Origin of the sequence: Paenibacillus mendelii, assembly GCF_024498075.1 — a bacterium.
Lineage (GTDB): Bacteria > Bacillota > Bacilli > Paenibacillales > Paenibacillaceae > Paenibacillus_Z > Paenibacillus_Z mendelii.
Genome location: NZ_JANHOF010000002.1, coordinates 51413 through 67435 on the forward strand (window position 1 = coordinate 51413; position 16023 = coordinate 67435).

The 16023-nt window shown below is 52.6% G+C and carries 11 protein-coding genes; 3 read left to right on the top strand and 8 right to left on the bottom strand.

Annotation, left to right across the window (positions count from 1 at the left end; translation table 11 throughout):
- Positions 1–462 precede the first annotated feature (462 nt).
- Both nagB and nagA read left to right on the top strand, forming a co-directional pair.
- Complete coding sequence (gene nagB / locus NNL21_RS07425; protein ID WP_204822638.1) at positions 463–1185, top strand: glucosamine-6-phosphate deaminase; 723 nt, start codon at positions 463–465, stop codon at positions 1183–1185.
- Positions 1185–2369 (top strand): N-acetylglucosamine-6-phosphate deacetylase, encoded by a 1185-nt coding sequence (gene nagA, locus NNL21_RS07430; protein ID WP_204822637.1) that lies wholly within the window; start codon positions 1185–1187, stop codon positions 2367–2369. Before nagB ends, nagA begins: the two co-directional genes overlap by 1 nt.
- A 1470-nt stretch (positions 2370–3839) precedes the next feature.
- Here the strand turns inward: nagA and NNL21_RS07435 are convergent.
- The 7 genes from NNL21_RS07435 to citZ form a co-directional block, all read right to left on the bottom strand.
- Positions 3840–4640, bottom strand: a complete 801-nt coding sequence (locus NNL21_RS07435; RefSeq protein WP_204817909.1) for a DeoR/GlpR family DNA-binding transcription regulator — start codon at positions 4638–4640, stop codon at positions 3840–3842.
- Position 4641: 1 nt separating this feature from the next.
- Positions 4642–5598 carry a sugar kinase gene (locus tag NNL21_RS07440; protein ID WP_204817908.1) on the bottom strand — a complete coding sequence of 319 codons (957 nt, stop codon included), beginning with the start codon at positions 5596–5598 and terminating at the stop codon, positions 4642–4644.
- Positions 5599–5627: 29 nt separating this feature from the next.
- Positions 5628–6053, bottom strand: a complete 426-nt coding sequence (locus NNL21_RS07445) for a hypothetical protein (RefSeq protein WP_204817907.1) — start codon at positions 6051–6053, stop codon at positions 5628–5630.
- An 80-nt stretch (positions 6054–6133) separates the two neighbouring features.
- Entirely contained in the window at positions 6134–8380 is a 2247-nt protein-coding gene (gene recQ / locus NNL21_RS07450; RefSeq protein WP_204817906.1) for a DNA helicase RecQ, read from the bottom strand.
- Positions 8381–8465: 85 nt separating this feature from the next.
- Positions 8466–9410: a malate dehydrogenase gene (gene mdh / locus NNL21_RS07455; protein WP_204817905.1), complete on the bottom strand. Its 945-nt coding sequence runs from the start codon at positions 9408–9410 to the stop codon at positions 8466–8468.
- A 114-nt stretch (positions 9411–9524) separates the two neighbouring features.
- Complete coding sequence (icd, locus tag NNL21_RS07460; protein ID WP_204817904.1) at positions 9525–10817, bottom strand: NADP-dependent isocitrate dehydrogenase; 1293 nt, start codon at positions 10815–10817, stop codon at positions 9525–9527.
- Positions 10818–11029: 212 nt separating this feature from the next.
- Complete coding sequence (gene citZ, locus NNL21_RS07465) at positions 11030–12145, bottom strand: citrate synthase (RefSeq protein ID WP_204817902.1); 1116 nt, start codon at positions 12143–12145, stop codon at positions 11030–11032.
- A gap of 293 nt (positions 12146–12438) precedes the next feature.
- On the opposite strand from citZ, the gene NNL21_RS07470 reads away from it, so the two are divergent.
- Positions 12439–13968, top strand: coding sequence for a Ppx/GppA phosphatase family protein (locus tag NNL21_RS07470; RefSeq protein ID WP_204817900.1), 1530 nt, complete (start codon positions 12439–12441; stop codon positions 13966–13968).
- On the opposite strand, the gene ppk1 is transcribed toward NNL21_RS07470, so the two are convergent.
- The gene (ppk1, locus tag NNL21_RS07475) at positions 13959–16022 is read right to left on the bottom strand and encodes a polyphosphate kinase 1 (RefSeq protein WP_204817898.1); all 2064 of its coding nucleotides are present in this window, start codon (positions 16020–16022) and stop codon (positions 13959–13961) included. The genes NNL21_RS07470 and ppk1 overlap by 10 nt on opposite strands.
- Between the last annotated feature and the right edge of the window lies 1 nt (position 16023).

The following is a 16023-nucleotide window of genomic DNA, read 5'->3' on the forward strand; positions in this document are numbered from 1 at the left end:
AATCATGACATAGTGATCCCCCCAGGGCAAGAGAGGAAACACTTGCAAGTTGAATTGTTTATGACAACAGTCCGAACCTTTATACGTGCGAATATAGCCCGTTCTTCCCGGGAACCTTATACAAATATTATACAATCATTATATGTATGTGAGAAACGTTCGTAAACTGCAGATCCAAGTATGACAAGCCGCCATTGATTTTCATTTTATTTTGACTTTAAAACTCATTTTTATGACTTTTGCAATCATTTTCATTGTTATATCACTGCGTTTCCTTTAAAATAATAGTAAAAGAAATTAAGCCGCACAAAACTAAAGCCTTTGCTTCCAAAGCCAGTTTTGCTGCGTTATTTTTTCAGGATGTTAAGCTTCTCAAAACCAAGCCTATGCTTCCGAAGACAGTTTTGCTGCGTTGTTTTTTCAGGATGTTAAGCTTCTCAAAACTTTTAGGAGGTGGCCTCATTGATTATCCGCAAGTTCGATAGCCGGGCGGAACTCGACTTCTACGCGGCCCAATATTTTGTTGATACGATTACTACGAAGCCGACGGCAACACTTGGTCTGGCTACAGGCTCGACACCGATCGGAATTTATGAAAAAATGGTAGAGAGATATCGAAGCGGAGAAGTATCATTCGCACAAATCACGACGTTCAATTTAGACGAGTATGTCGGCCTTCAACCCGAGAACGAGCAGAGCTATGCCTACTTTATGAAACACCACCTGTTCGGGCATATTGACCTTCCTGCTGACCGCGCATTTCTACCTAATGGAATGGCTACCGATCTAGCGGCAGAATGCAGCCGATACGATGCCATGCTCGCTGCGCAGCCAATTGACGTACAGCTGCTCGGAATCGGGCATAACGGCCATATCGGTTTTAACGAGCCGGACCGGACCCTTCATGGCGGAACCCATGTCGTCGGATTGAAACGAGAGACGCTTGAAGCAAACGCCCGTTTCTTTGCATCCATGGATGAAGTGCCTAAGCAGGCCATAACAATGGGCGTTGGCTCGATTCTAAAGGCGAAGACGATTATGCTCGTCGGCAAAGGCGCCGATAAAGCGGAAATCATGAAGCAAGCGTTAACGGGACCCATTACGACTGATTGCCCCGCTTCGCTGCTGCAAACGCATGCGAATGTACTCGTACTGCTCGATCAAGAAGCAGGGAGGTATTTATAATGGCAGACTCACGTAGTTGGCGTATTGGGAACGTCCGTATTGTCGCTGAAGATCAATGGTTCTGGGGTGAAGTGGACATCGAGAACGGCACTATTGCCGCTATCCGTCCCACTGACAGTCATGCAGGTAAGCAAGCTGCTGAGAACAGCGATGTTTCATTCGTGGACGGAGAGGGCGGCTGGCTTCTTCCAGGCTTCATCGATATCCATGTGCACGGCGGATACGGCAGCGATTTTATGGATGCAACGAGTGAAGCATTCGACGTCATTACAAAGTACCACGCCGCGAACGGCACGACATCCATGCTCGCTACGACCGTAACCGCTTCGCATGATGATATTCAAGCCGTTCTAGAAGCGACCGCTGCATACCGCACCCAAAACATGCCGTATGCCGAGCTGGTCGGTGTTCATCTAGAAGGACCTTTCATTAGCGCCAAATGGTCAGGAGCGCAGAATCCTGCGTTCATTAGCCCACCGCAAACGGATTGGCTAAAGCCTTGGGCCGCACAATGGCCAGACCTCATCAAGATGATGACCCTTGCACCTGAACGGGACGGAGCATTGGATGTCATTAAGTGGCTTTCTGATAATGGCATTGTTGCTGCGCTAGGTCATACAGATGCCTCCTATGACGACGTAGTAAACGCCGTCCAGTACGGCCTTCGTCACGCGGTTCATACGTACAACGCCATGACCGGGCTGCATCACCGCAAACCAGGCACGCTAGGGGCAGTCATGACTGAAGATACCATCAGCGCGGAAATCATTGCAGACGGCCATCATGCCCATCCTGCTGCAGTTAAGCTGCTCTCGCGTACAAAACCAGCGGACAAGCTGATCATGATCACGGATGCCATGTCGGCAGCAGGGCTCGGTGATGGACAATATGATCTCGGCGGTCTCGATGTCATCGTCAAAGACGGTGTTGCCCGCCTCCGCGAAGGTGACTCGCTTGCAGGCAGCACGTTAACGATGATCGAAGCCTTCCGTTTTATGCTCAAGCATACCGACCTGTCTGTGACCGAGGTTAGCCGCTGCGCGAGTGGCAATCCTGCGAAGCTGCTAGGTTTGGAGGAACAGATCGGAAGCATTGCCGTAGGCAAGCAAGCGGATCTCGTTTTGACGGATGATTCTCACCACATTCGTACGACTTTTGTTAAGGGGCGCGCTATTTCCCAATAAACTGTATACACAAAAGACCGACCACCAGGCATTCCCGATGGTCGGTCTTTTGTTGTGTACAGCGCTTTGTACGGCCAGCCTTGCAGAAGCGGTGGTATAATGAGTGTGCTGCGCACCAACCGCTGTTTCATTGTTCGCAGCCCTGCGTGGCCTGCGCTGCTCTTATGCCGAAAAATGGTCTTACAGACCGCTCTTCGCTCCTGGCGGTCGCTGTAAGACCAAGTAATGGTCTTACAGCCGTCTGAACTCCTGACTGCTGCGCTATTCCGCTGCTGTAACGCCGAAAAACGGTCTTACAGACCGCTCTTCGCTCCTGACGCTCGACGTAAGACCAATTAATGGTCTTACAGCCGTCCGATCTCCTGACTGCTGCGCTATTCCGCTGCTGTAACGCCGAAAAACGGTCTTACGGACTGCTTTTCGCTCCTAGCGCTCGCCGTAAGACCAATTAATGGTCTTACAGCCGTCCGATCTCCTAACTGCTGCGCTATCTCGCTGCTGTAACGCCGAAAAACGGTCTTACAGACCGCTCTTCGATCCTGGCGCTCGCCGTAAGACCAATTAGTGGTCTTACAGCCGTCCGATCTCCTAACTGCTGCGCTATCTCGCTGCTGTAACGCCGAAAAACGGTCTTATAGACCACTTTTCGATCCTGACGCTCGACGTAAGACCAATTAATGGTCTTACAGCCGTCCGATCTCCTGACTGCTGCGCTATTCCGCTGCTGTAACGCCGAAAAACGGTCTTACAGACCGCTCTTCGCTCCTGACGCTCGACGTAAGACCAATTAATGGTCTTACAGCCGTCCGATCTCCTGACTGCTGCGCTATTCCGCTGCTGTAACGCCGAAAAACGGACTTACGGACCGCTTTTCGCTCCTAGCGCTCGCCGTAAGACCAATTAATGGTCTTACAGCCGTCCAATCTCCTAACTGCTGCGCTATCTCGCTGCTGTAACGCCGAAAAGGTCTTATAGACCGCTTTTCGCTCCTGGCGCTCGCCGTAAGACCAATTAATAGTCTTACAGCCGTCCGATCTCCTGACTGCTGCGCTTCTTCGCTGCTATAACGCCGAAAAACGGTCTTATAGACCGCTTTTCGCTCCTAGCGCTCGCTGTAAGACCAATTAATGGTCTTATAGCCGTCTGATCTCCTAACTGGTGCGCTATCTCGCTGCTGTAACGCCGAAAAACGGTCTTATAGACCGCTTTTCGCTCCTAGCGCTCGCCGTAAGACCAATTAATGGTCTTACAGTTGTTCAATCTCCTAACTGCTGCGCTATTCCGCTGCTCGCAGGTTTCATAGGTTCACGGGGTTTCGCCGGTCCCGCGGGTTTCACTGGCTTCACTGGCTTCACGGGGTTCGCCGTATCTCGCCGATTTCACGGGATTCAAGGACTTCATGAGTTTTGCCAGTTTCGCCGAGTCTCACTGAGTCTCGCCGGTCTCGCAGATTTCACGGCTCTCCCGAATTTAACTGGTTTCGCCGTTTCCAGCGGCAACGTAAACGCGAATACCAAATCCACTTGCAACCGCCCCCAGATGCTGGGGCAGCGGAGCATCTGTGATGAAGCCCTGCAGCGCCGTCAGCGGTGCAATGGTGAACAGCGAGGTACGGCCGATTTTTGTGTGATCGAACATGGCGTAGGTAGCCTGCGATCGACCGATCATCGCTTTGGCAATTTGTGCCTCCTGCTCCGAATACGTGGTAATGCCTCCCGTGGAGGAAACGCCGTCCACGCCGAGAAACATTTTGCCTATATTGAGCTGTGCGATCATTGCTTCTCCAAGAGGACCGCATAGCTCGAAGCTGTTATGGCGCATCATGCCGCCTGCGAGAACCACCTGGATATCACTTCCTGCCAGCTCCATGGCTACGTTCACCGCGTTCGTCACAACGGTAATCCCACGACGCGTCTTCAGCAGCTTCGCCAGCAAATAATTCGTCGTGCCCCCTGAGAGGCCGACTACATCACCTTCCACGATAAGTTCTGCAGCAGCTCCTGCAATCCGCTCCTTCTCAAGGAACGACAGTCCTTCCTTCTCCGCAAATGGAAGCTCTCGCACCGCGTTCATACCATCATACATCGCGCCGCCGATCGTCCGGATCACTGGCTCTTCCTTCTCCATCAGCTCCAGATCGCGCCGCGCGGTAGCTTCCGATACTGAGAAACGCTCCACCACTTCTTGGATGGTGATTCTTCCCTGACGTTTCAGGACGTTCATGATCTGCTCCCGCCGCCGTCTGCCTTTGGAGGTCTGCATATCCGTCATCTTAACGCTCCACCCAGCCATCGCCCTGCAAGCGGCGTTCCACGGTCTGCCAATCTGGCAGCGCTTCCCAATCCCCTCGCATCTGTACGACGAGCGATCCGTTAATGCTGCCGATACGCACCGCTTCTACAGCACTTTTGCCTTGCAGAAGACCGGTCAAGAAGCCCGCGCAAAACCCATCACCGGCCCCAACCGTATCGATCACTTGATCGGCTTTGTAGAAGGGTACAGACGCCGCTTCACCCTGATCAAGTACAACCGTGGTATCGCCAACACCTTTAATGATGCTGACCGCATTCAGCTTGGCCAGCTTCTCTTTCACCGCATCAAAATCATCCGTCTCGTACAAGAGGCGCAGCTCGTCCCATCCCGGCAAGAAGTAATCAGCCTGTTCCGCAAGCTGGAACACGACCTCACGCGCTTCTTCGATGGTCCACAGCTTCAGCCGCAAGTTCGGATCAAAGCTGACCATCACGCCGGCTTCCTTGGCCGCTGCTACAGCAGCAAACACGGTTTCGCGGCAGCTGTCGCTCAGCGCCGGCGTGATTCCGGTAACGTGTAACAGCTTGCAGCCTCTTATATAATCAAGATCTAAATCCGCCGGCGTCATGCGGCTTGCTGCCGAATGCTTGCGGTAATAATGAACCGCAAGCTTGCCTGCAACGGTTTCACGGAACATGAGGCCTGTCGAGCTGTCGTTACTAAGCTTAGCCCTCGAGACATCCACGCCTTCGCCGCGGATCCGTTTTAGAATCATCCTTCCGAATGGATCATCACCGAGCGCCCCAAACCAGCCGACCGAGCTGCCTAATCGGGCGGCTCCGATCGCTACATTGCTCTCCGCACCGCCGAAGCTCTGCTCCAGCTGGGCGGCCGCTTCCAAGCCCCGGTATTCCGGCGACATGAATAGCGCCATCGTTTCCCCAAAGGTGATCAAATCCGGAGACTGCTTCGTCATGCTCTCTCCCCATTTAACTGCGAATTAGTTTACTCATAGATCGGATATTTCATGAAATATAAAATCACGATATAAATAATTAGCACGATAATGCTCAGCATACGAGCTTTGGCGATGTGCGACGACGCGCTTTGACCGGTTTGAATTTCGGTCACGATCCGTTTAAGAGGCTTGCTGATAATACCGCCCAAGGCTGCGATGGCAAGAAACAGCACCGTTACGATGATCATCCACAGCACGGCATACTTACTCTGCGACATTAAATAGCCGCCTGTAAGCAGCTGCAAGATGAGGAAGTACTGTGCGATCCGGTTTGCGGAGACGAGCCCATCGGCAAGACCGGCTTGTCCTTCGCCTGCAAGCTTAGAGGTCCGTCCGACCAATACCGGCATCACGATATAGAACCCCATGCCCGTCGCTCCTAATACATGCAGAAATAGCATAAAATTATTCATTTCGCTTCCTCCTGAAATTTCTATTACAATCCTCACCAGTATACTAAAACAATGAACAAATTCAAAGTAGAATACGGAAGCTAGCCGCTGTTGGCTCCTCCGAGTCGGTGCTTGGCAATGACCGCTTTAATAGCAAAATAATCAATATCGTCTGGAAGCTCCTCTTTAATCGGCTTCAATCGTTCGGCTCCGATCCGGGTGACGGCTTTCACGATTAATGCTTCACTCGCTTCCGGTATGAACTCATCCCAATTCACCTCTTCGCCCTCTTCCGCACAGCGGATCAGATGATTCTCAACGGTAACCCGGCTCATATCGCGAAGCTCTGCTATTTGTGCCAAGGAGTGCCCGGCATGCAGCAGCGCAAGGGTCTGCAAGTGGCTGGCCAGCTCTGAAGTATCAGCCAGAAACGCAGCCTTCTCATCCTCGCTTACGACAGCTCCCCTATCTCTATCTATCTCACGAGATGCCGCTGCTTGATTGGAAGCCGCGGACATTGGCTGAGGACTCGCATCTACTAACGCTGATGAAGGCGACTCTCCTGCCGGAGCGCGGAATCCGCGGACGATCGAAATCACATCGGTCCCGTACTTCGCCACCTTAGCGGCTCCGACTCCTTTCACCGTTAGCAGCTGCTCGGTGTTGAGCGGCTGTCGATCGGCAATATCGCGGAGAGTGGCATCGAAAAACAGCATGAACGGCGGTACTTGCTCGCGTGCTGCCGTTACGCGGCGCCATTCCCGCAGCGCTTCGAACAACGGACTGTTCGCGGCGGCTTGAACCGTCGTCTTCCTCTTAACGGACGTGCTCCTTCTGCGCATCACCTGCACGCTGCCTTCCAGTACAGGAAGCGCCTCGGCAGTTAAGGATACAGTCGGATACTCACCGTCGCTAATTCTCATATAGCCTTCCGCCACAAGCCAATATAGCCAGTCCGTAATTTCTTTTTCGGGCCAATCGCGAAATAAGGCATAGGTCGACAGCCGGTCGAGACCCAGCTCCAATATCCGTTTCTCCCTCGATCCCTTCAGCACTTTGGCAGCTAATGATATTCCGAATCTCCCCTTCAGCCGGCCAACACAAGAAAGCGCCTTGCGAGCCTCCTCGGTCATATCCACCTTCTCAGTCTGATCCAGGCAATTGCTGCATTTGCCGCAAGGAGGGACATCAGCTTCACCGAAGTAACTGACAATAAATTGGAGGAAGCATCGATCGGTCCGGCTGTAGTGCATAATCGTGTACAGCTTGTTCAGCTGAATGGCCCGTCGTTCTGGATCGGCCGTCCCCCGTTCGATGAGGAAACGCTGCACCTGGACATCCTGGGGCTCAAACAGCAGCACGCATTCGCTTTCCTCGCCATCGCGGCCAGCGCGGCCTGCTTCCTGGTAATACGACTCGACGTCGCCAGGCATCTGCCAATGCACGACATAACGAACATTCGGCTTATCAATCCCCATTCCGAACGCATTCGTGGCCACCATCACTCTGACGTCGTCGAAACGGAATTTCTCCTGAGCGTCCGCTCTCTCCTCATCGTTTAACCCGCCGTGGTATTTACTTACGGAAATACCCTGCTTCTGGAGATCGCTGCAGACCTCCTCCGCCTCTTTGCGCGTCGCTGTATATACGATGCCCGACTGGTCCAGCCGCTGTTTCACATAATCACGCAGAAACTTCTTTTTATCGATACCGGTAACGACCGATAGCGACAGATTCGTACGGGCAAACCCCGTTATGAACACATTCGGCTCACGGAGTCCCAGCATGGCCGCGATATCACGCGAAACCTCGGGAGTGGCCGTGGCCGTGAAGGCAGCTACCGGCGGCCGATTCTCCAGCCTTCCGATCCAGCCGGCAAGCTGCCTGTAGCTCGGACGGAAGTCATGGCCCCATTGTGACACGCAGTGAGCCTCGTCGATTGCGATCAGCGGAATGTGCATTTGACTCGCCAATGACTCGAACATCGTACCGTCAAGACGCTCCGGCGCGACATACAACAGTTTATATACCCCTTGTGCAGTTTGGCGAACTACGTCCCGGTACGAAGCCGCGTCGAGAGAGCTGTTCAAATAAGCGGCCGATACCCCTAACCGGGACAAGGCATCTACCTGGTCCTTCATCAGCGAGATTAACGGTGAAACGACGATAGTCGTTCCCGGCTGCAGCATCGCAGGAAGCTGATAACAAACCGACTTGCCCCCGCCGGTCGGCAGAATCGCTAGTGTATCCTTTCCTTGAATCAGGCCTTCAATGATTTCGCCCTGTCCTTTGCGAAAGCTGTCAAAGCCGTAAACCTGCTTCAACAGCCGCTGCGCTTGCTCCATCATGATTCCAGCCTCCTTCTATCCCAAATAAATAACGAAGACCCTGACACCGATCGGTCAGGGTCTCATGTGCTTCACGAGTAATCTTCTATTTACCGTTAACTACCGCGATGACATTGCGCACGGAGTCCGCTGATTTCTCAAGTGCAGCCTTCTCGTCAGCAGTCAATTCGAGCTCGAATACTCTCTCGATACCATCGCCGCCAAGTACAACCGGAACACCCATAAATAAGTTGTTGTAGCCGTATTCGCCTTCCAGCAGCGCGATAACAGGAAGGATGCGTTTCTTATCTTTCAAGATCGCTTCGGTCATCTGAACAAGCGAGGCAGCCGGCGCATAATATGCGCTGCCGTTACCGAGCAGGTTAACGATTTCGCCTCCGCCAACGCGCGTACGCTGTACGATTGCCTCGATGCGATCTGCCGGAATCAGCTTCTCGATCGGAATACCGCCGACATTGGAGTAACGCACAAGCGGTACCATGTCATCGCCATGTCCGCCAAGCACGAAGCCGCGAACGTCTTCAGTCGAAACGTTCAGCTCTTGTGCGATAAACGTACAGTAGCGTGCTGTATCAAGTACTCCCGATTGGCCAATGACACGGTTCTTCGGGAATCCGAGCGCATTGTAAGCTACATAGGTCATCGCATCAACCGGGTTGGAGAGGATGATGACATATGCGTTCGGGCTTGACGCCTTGATGTTCTCGCATACGGATTTCACAATGCCAGCGTTTGTGTTTACAAGGTCGTCGCGGCTCATGCCAGGTTTACGGGCGATGCCTGCTGTGATGATGACAACGTCGGAATCTTTCGTATCCGCGTAGTCGGAAGTGCCGATGATAGTCGAGTCAATGCCTTGAACAGGCGTCGATTCCATCAAATCCAGTGCTTTACCTTTAGTCGGGTTCTCCAGCTGGGGAATGTCGACGAGTACAACGTCACCGAGTTCTTTCTGTGCTAGCATAAGCGCGGTTGTAGCGCCTGTAAAGCCAGCACCGACAACAGAGATTTTATTCCGTTTAATTGCCACTGCGAATACTACCTCCTAAAGATGTTTTGGATTCACTAAACGATCGAATCGAGGCGGAAAGCGGGGTTACAATAAGCCCCGCTTTCCGTTCCATATTCAGACCCTTCTATGAAACTACATATTTTTGATGATTTCGTCCGCAAATGCCGAACATTTCACTTCCGTTGCGCCTTCCATCAGACGGGCAAAGTCATACGTAACGGTTTTGTTGTTGATCGAAGCTTCCATCCCTTTGTAGATCAGGTCAGCCGCTTCCTGCCAGCCAAGGTGCTCAAGCAGCATAACGCCGGACAGAATGACCGAGCCCGGGTTTACAACGTCGAGGTCCGCATATTTAGGTGCAGTACCGTGTGTTGCTTCGAATATAGCATGTCCGGTCAGGTAGTTGATATTCGCGCCTGGTGCGATACCGATGCCGCCGACTTGTGCTGCAAGTGCATCAGAGAGGTAGTCGCCGTTCAGGTTCAGCGTTGCGATCACGTCAAAGTCTGTAGGACGTGTCAGGACTTGCTGCAGCGCGATGTCGGCAATAGCGTCTTTCACAATCAATTTGCCGGCAGCTTCCGCTTCCTTCTGAGCTTTGTTTGCCGCGTCCGTACCTTCTGCTTCTTTGATGCGGTCATATTGACCCCATGTGAAGGTTTGATCTGCGAATTCTTGCTCTGCGACTTCGTAGCCCCAGTTTTTGAACGCGCCTTCTGTATATTTCATGATGTTGCCTTTGTGTACGAGCGTAACCGATTTGCGGCCATGCTTGATTGCGTATGTGATTGCTGCACGTACCAGACGCTTGGAGCCTTCAGCGGAAACCGGCTTGATGCCGATGCCGGAAGTTTCGGGGAAGCGGATGTTCTTGGCACCCATCTCTTCTTGCAGGAACGCAATCACTTTCTTCACGGCATCTGAGCCTTCTTGGTACTCGATGCCGGCATAGATATCTTCTGTGTTCTCACGGAAAATAACCATGTCTACCAGTTCAGGACGTTTCACCGGTGAAGGTACGCCTGTGAAGTAACGAACCGGACGCAAGCAAGTATACAGGTCCAGCTCTTGACGAAGAGCAACGTTCAGCGAGCGAATTCCGCCGCCGATTGGCGTTGTCAAAGGTCCTTTGATGGCAACGATATATTCACGAATGGCTGTAAGCGTATCAGCTGGCAGCCATTCGCCGTAGTTGTTGAATGCTTTCTCGCCGGCAAACACTTCGTACCATGCGATTTTCTTCTCACCGTTGTAAGCTTTCTCAACAGCTGCGTCAAGAGCGCGCTTGGAAGCTTTCCAGATATCACGGCCTGTACCGTCACCTTCGATAAACGGAATGATCGGATTGTTCGGAACCTGCAGAACACCATTGTCGATTGTAATTTGTTGACCTTCGGTCGGAAGCGCGAATTTTTCGAGTTTCATGAATAAATCCTCCTTGGATATCTGTGGGATGGGATAAAGATACAAAGCATGCAAAAGCAGCTTTCCTGCCGCTAGAAGGGCCGGTAAGCATACTAATTCGAGAGGCGCCTGACATAGCACGACGGGAGCCAGCTGCACAGACAATCACCAAATGCGCGGACAACCCGTCTATATGAGGTATCTCAAGAAGTTAATAATTTGAATTCGTAAGCCTAGCCGCGTTGTGCGATCGGCGTTACTTTCTGGTTAACCGGTCCGACGTATTCGGCACGCGGACGGATGAGGCGGTTATTCTCGTACTGCTCGAGAATATGAGCGGTCCATCCCGATACGCGGCTGATCGCGAAGATCGGTGTGAACAAATCGCGTGCGATCTTCAATGTAGTATAGACGGAAGCCGAGTAGAAATCCACATTAGGCTTCAGCCCCTTCTGGCCGGTAACGATTTCCTCGATCTTAATGGACATCTCATAGAGCTCCATGTTGCCTGTCAGTTTGCCAAGCTCACGGGACATCTTCTGCAGATGCTTCGCGCGCGGATCGCCATTCTTATAGACACGATGGCCGAAGCCCATGATCTTCTCTTTATTGGCAAGCTTGTCGTTAATGACCGATTCCACATTGCCAAGCGTGCCGATCTCCTCAAGCATAACCATGACCGCTTCGTTCGCGCCGCCATGGAGAGGGCCCTTCAAGGCGCCGATTGCCGACGTTACGCCGGAGTAGATGTCGGAGAGCGTCGCTACTGTGACACGGGCAGCGAATGTCGAAGCGTTCAGCTCGTGGTCGGCATGCAGCACAAGCGCTTGATCGAGCGCCTTGACCGCCACTTCATCCGGTTCTTGTCCAGTTAGCATGTACAGGAAGTTGTGCGCAATGGATACGCCGGCTTTAGGCGCTACCGGTTCTTTGCCTTCACGGATGCGGGCAAACGCCGCAACGATCGTAGGCAGCTGAGCCTGAAGCTTAATAGCTTTGTTCAAGTTAGCTTCCGGCGACATATCATTGGCCGAAGCATCATAAAGAGCGAGACTGGACACCGCTGTGCGAAGCGCTGCCATGGAATTGGTATCTTTAGGATAGAGCTTTAGTTGTTCGAGTACTTGTGCGGGAATTGCTGCATATTCACCGAGCCGTTGGTTTAACCCATCCAGTTCGGATTGTGTAGGGAGCTTGCCGTACCAGAGAAGATAAGCTGTTTCTTCGAAGGAAGCATGTTCGGCAAGATCGTCTATATCAATACCACGATATGTCAGAACACCATCGATAATCGAGCTGATCGAGGATGTTGTGGCGACGATGCCTTCCAGACCTTTGGTTGCTGTCATGTCTCTCTCTCCTTTAACTTCAAATATTTCCATATTTTCTCAACAATAAATGGATTCGATTCCGTATCGTCCTTTCAATCATATCGGATTTTGATAACGAAGTGAACAAAAATGGACATAAAAACTCTTTATCGCCATCATAAAGTTTTTTTCTGTCGATATATGAGCAAGATTTTTCCCGAAAACGGTTAATTATAACCATGTTAAATCAATACTTTTTGCTGCGTGCCCCGAGTGTTACACTATTTATATAAAAAAATCAGTATGACGATATGATTACCGGAGGCGAATTCATGACTGAACAACGAATAGGCATCATCGATATCGGCTCCAACTCGATTCGGCTCGTCATCTACGAGCGAACGGGAAATGGGGCTCACCGTGTCATTGACGGCAGCAAGCGCGCAGCGCGGCTGAGCGAGCAAATCGACGAGCAGGGCAACATTCCCGTCTTGGCGGTCCGTGAGCTCGTTGATACATTGAACCACTTTCGTCTCATCTGCGCCCACCATCGAACCGCCCTTATACGCGCGGTTGCAACTGCTGCCATTCGGAATGCAGGCAACCGCAAGGAGGTATTGCTGCAGATCGAATCCGATACCAGCCTGCGGATTGAACTGCTGTCCGGAGAAGAAGAGGCCGGTTACGGCTTTCTGGGCATGATTAATTCGATGGATGTAAAAGACGGATTCCTCATTGATATCGGCGGGGGCAGCACAGAGGTATCGCTGTTTCGCGACCGTTCCCTCGTGCAATCCGTCTCGTTTCCATTCGGGTCAGTCAGCTTAACCCGCCGTTTCGGCTCGAAAGGCCTGCTGGAGGGCGATGAGCTGCGTGAGCTGGAAGCCTATGTTCAGGAAACCGCAGCACGTGAGCCATGGATCGGAGAGTCGCCCGGTCTCCCGCTCATCGGGGTCGGAGGAACCGTCCGCGCCCTCGGGAAGATCCATCAGGCCAAGCTTAAGTATACATTCCAGAGCAATCACAACTATCCGATTCCCGGGCAGGATGTCAACGGACTGTTCGATCAGCTGCGCAAGCTCCCGCTTAACAAGAGACGCCAGGTGCCTGGACTATCTAAGGATAGGCTGGATATAATCGTTCCCGGAATCGCCATCCTTCGGGTGCTCTATTCCATGATGCAGGCTGAGCATTATATCGTCTGCGGCTCCGGACTTCGTGACGGGCTTTTCTTTGCTACCCGGTTTCCAGAGCAGCCCCGATTGGATGATGTCCTCTCCTACAGTGTGAACAATTTGGCTGCCCTGCACCCGGAGGTGCCCCGGCAGCATGTCACGCATGTGAACCAGACTGCGCTCCTGCTATTCGATCAGCTCCAGCACCATCATCCTTTTCCCGATCGTGCACGGCTGTGGGTCGATACGGCTTCCATTCTGTTCCGAATCGGGACGAGCATTGACTATAACGACTATACGAAGCATACCTTCTATCTGATGATCAATTCGCATATCTACGGCTTGTCCCATCGCGAAACATTGCTCTGCTCCGCGATCGCATCCTACAAAAGCAAGAACCGCGCCAAACAATTGGCTTCGGTATATAAACCTCTGCTGGATGAAGCCGATGTGGCCTTGATCGGCATGCTCGGCACACTGCTTCAGCTTGCCGTCGCACTAGACCGCAGCGAGACCCAATCCATCGGGCGGCTGGAAATCGAGGTATCCGATGGGAAGCTGGTGCTGCAAGCCGTCCGGGCAGAAGGCTCCCTCGCAGTCGAACGCCAGGAGGTCAGTGCTCTTGCGGGTGAATTCAAGAAGGTATGGGGACTAACGCCTGTCCTACTGCCACCTGCTTACAGATAGCTTTTCCATCTTGGAATATCTTTAGCTTCCACTTGGCTGCGCATTGGCGATAGACCATTGCTGACCGGCACATAGGTGCCGCTCGGCTGCAGCTCGCGCGCCTTCACGTTATCATTAAGGCTCAGCTGAAGCATGTTGATCAGCATCTTACGCAGTTTAGGATCGAACACCGGGCACATCAGCTCGATACGGCGCGTCAAATTGCGCGTCATCCAGTCCGCGCTTGACAGATAGACCTCGTCATCCCCGCCGTTATGAAAAGCCATAATTCGCGAATGCTCCAAGTAACGGTCTACGACGCTGATGACCCGAATGTTTTCGCTTCTGCCGGGGACGCCCGGGCGCAAGCAGCACACACCGCGAACAATCAGTTCAATCCTCACCCCCGCTTGCGAGGCTTCGTACAGCTTATCGATCATCTCTTGATTCGATAAGCTGTTCATCTTCGCGATGATATGGGCAGGACGCCCCGCCGCGGCATTCTCCTTCTCCCGATCGATCAGACCGAAGAGCTTCTCCGTTAGTCCGGTCGGCGCCACGCCGAAGGCCTTCCACTCATAAGGCGCCGAATAACCGGTTACCTCATTAAAGAGTGCCGAAGCATCCGCTCCGATAACGGGGTGGGACGTAAACAACCCGAAATCGGTATATAGCTTGGCCGTATGGTCGTTATAATTGCCTGTCCCCACATGCACATATCGACGCAGCTCATCCTGCTCTCTGCGAACGACGAGCATTATTTTGGCATGAGTCTTCAGCCCGACCAGCCCATAGACGACATGACAGCCTGCCTTCTCCAGCTGCCTGGCCCAGGCGATATTCCGCTCCTCATCGAACCTTGCTTTTAATTCCACCACAACCGTCACCTGCTTACCGGCTTCCGCTGCCGTGGAGAGCGCCTGTACGAGCGCGGATTGACCGCTGACCCGGTATAGCGTCATCTTGATGGCCAGTACGTCCGGATCATTCGCCGCATCGGTGACGAAATCGTTCACCGCGTCAAATGACTCATAGGGATGATAGACAAGCACATCCTGTTGGCGGAGAACCGCGAACATGTCATCCGTTTCCTCGAATTCATACGGGTAAACAGGCTCCATCCGCTCGAAGCGAAGGGCATCGTACCCTTGAAGCGAACTCGCAAAGCGCATCAGAAAGCTAAGATCGAACGGTCCATCGATCTCAATACTATTCTCGCCAAGCTCCAGCTCTTCCTTGAGCAGCTGCAGCGCATAAGGATGCATATCTTTTCCGTATTCAAGCCGGACCGGCATTCCCCAGCGGCGGCGGCGCAGCTCCTTCTCGATTTCCTCGAGCAGATCCTCGGCACCCTCCTCATTCAACGTCAAATCAGCGTTGCGCGTCACTCGGAAAGGATGCACGGCAAGCGGAGTATATCCATTGAACAATATATTGATGTGGCGTTCGATCAGCTGCTCGAGCAGAACGAATTCCGCTTTCTTGCTCCCCGTCCGTCCAGGAACGGCGACAAAGCGCTGAAGGATCGATGGAACCTGCACAATAGCGAAGAGCGGCTCTTCTTCCGGCGGTTGATGATCTCTGTTTAGAAGGACGGCCAGGTAGATCTCCTTCGTATGCAGCAGAGGGAAAGGTCTGCTCTGATCGACAGCCATCGGCGTCAATACCGGGAAGACAATTTCATGGAAATAGCGGTCGATCGCTTTGGTCTGCGCTGCGTTCAATTCATCCACTCTTCGAAAGGAGATCCCTTCCTTGGACAGCCCCCGCATGACTTCGCGGAACGTCCGGTATTGATCCGTCACGATCTCAGTCGTCCGTTTGATCAGCCTCTTCCACAGACCTGCCGGCGTGTAGCCGGTAAAATCCTTTTTGGTGTAGCCAGCTTTCATTTGATCCTGTATTCCGGCCATTCGGACACTCATAAACTCGTCCAAATTGCTCGATACGATGGACAGAAATTTGACGCGTTCCAGGAGGGGGGTATTCGGATCCTGGGCTTCCTCAAGCACCCGCCGGTTGAATGCAATCCAGCTCAAATCTCGGTTGACATAGTGGGGCAATGACTTGTTCATC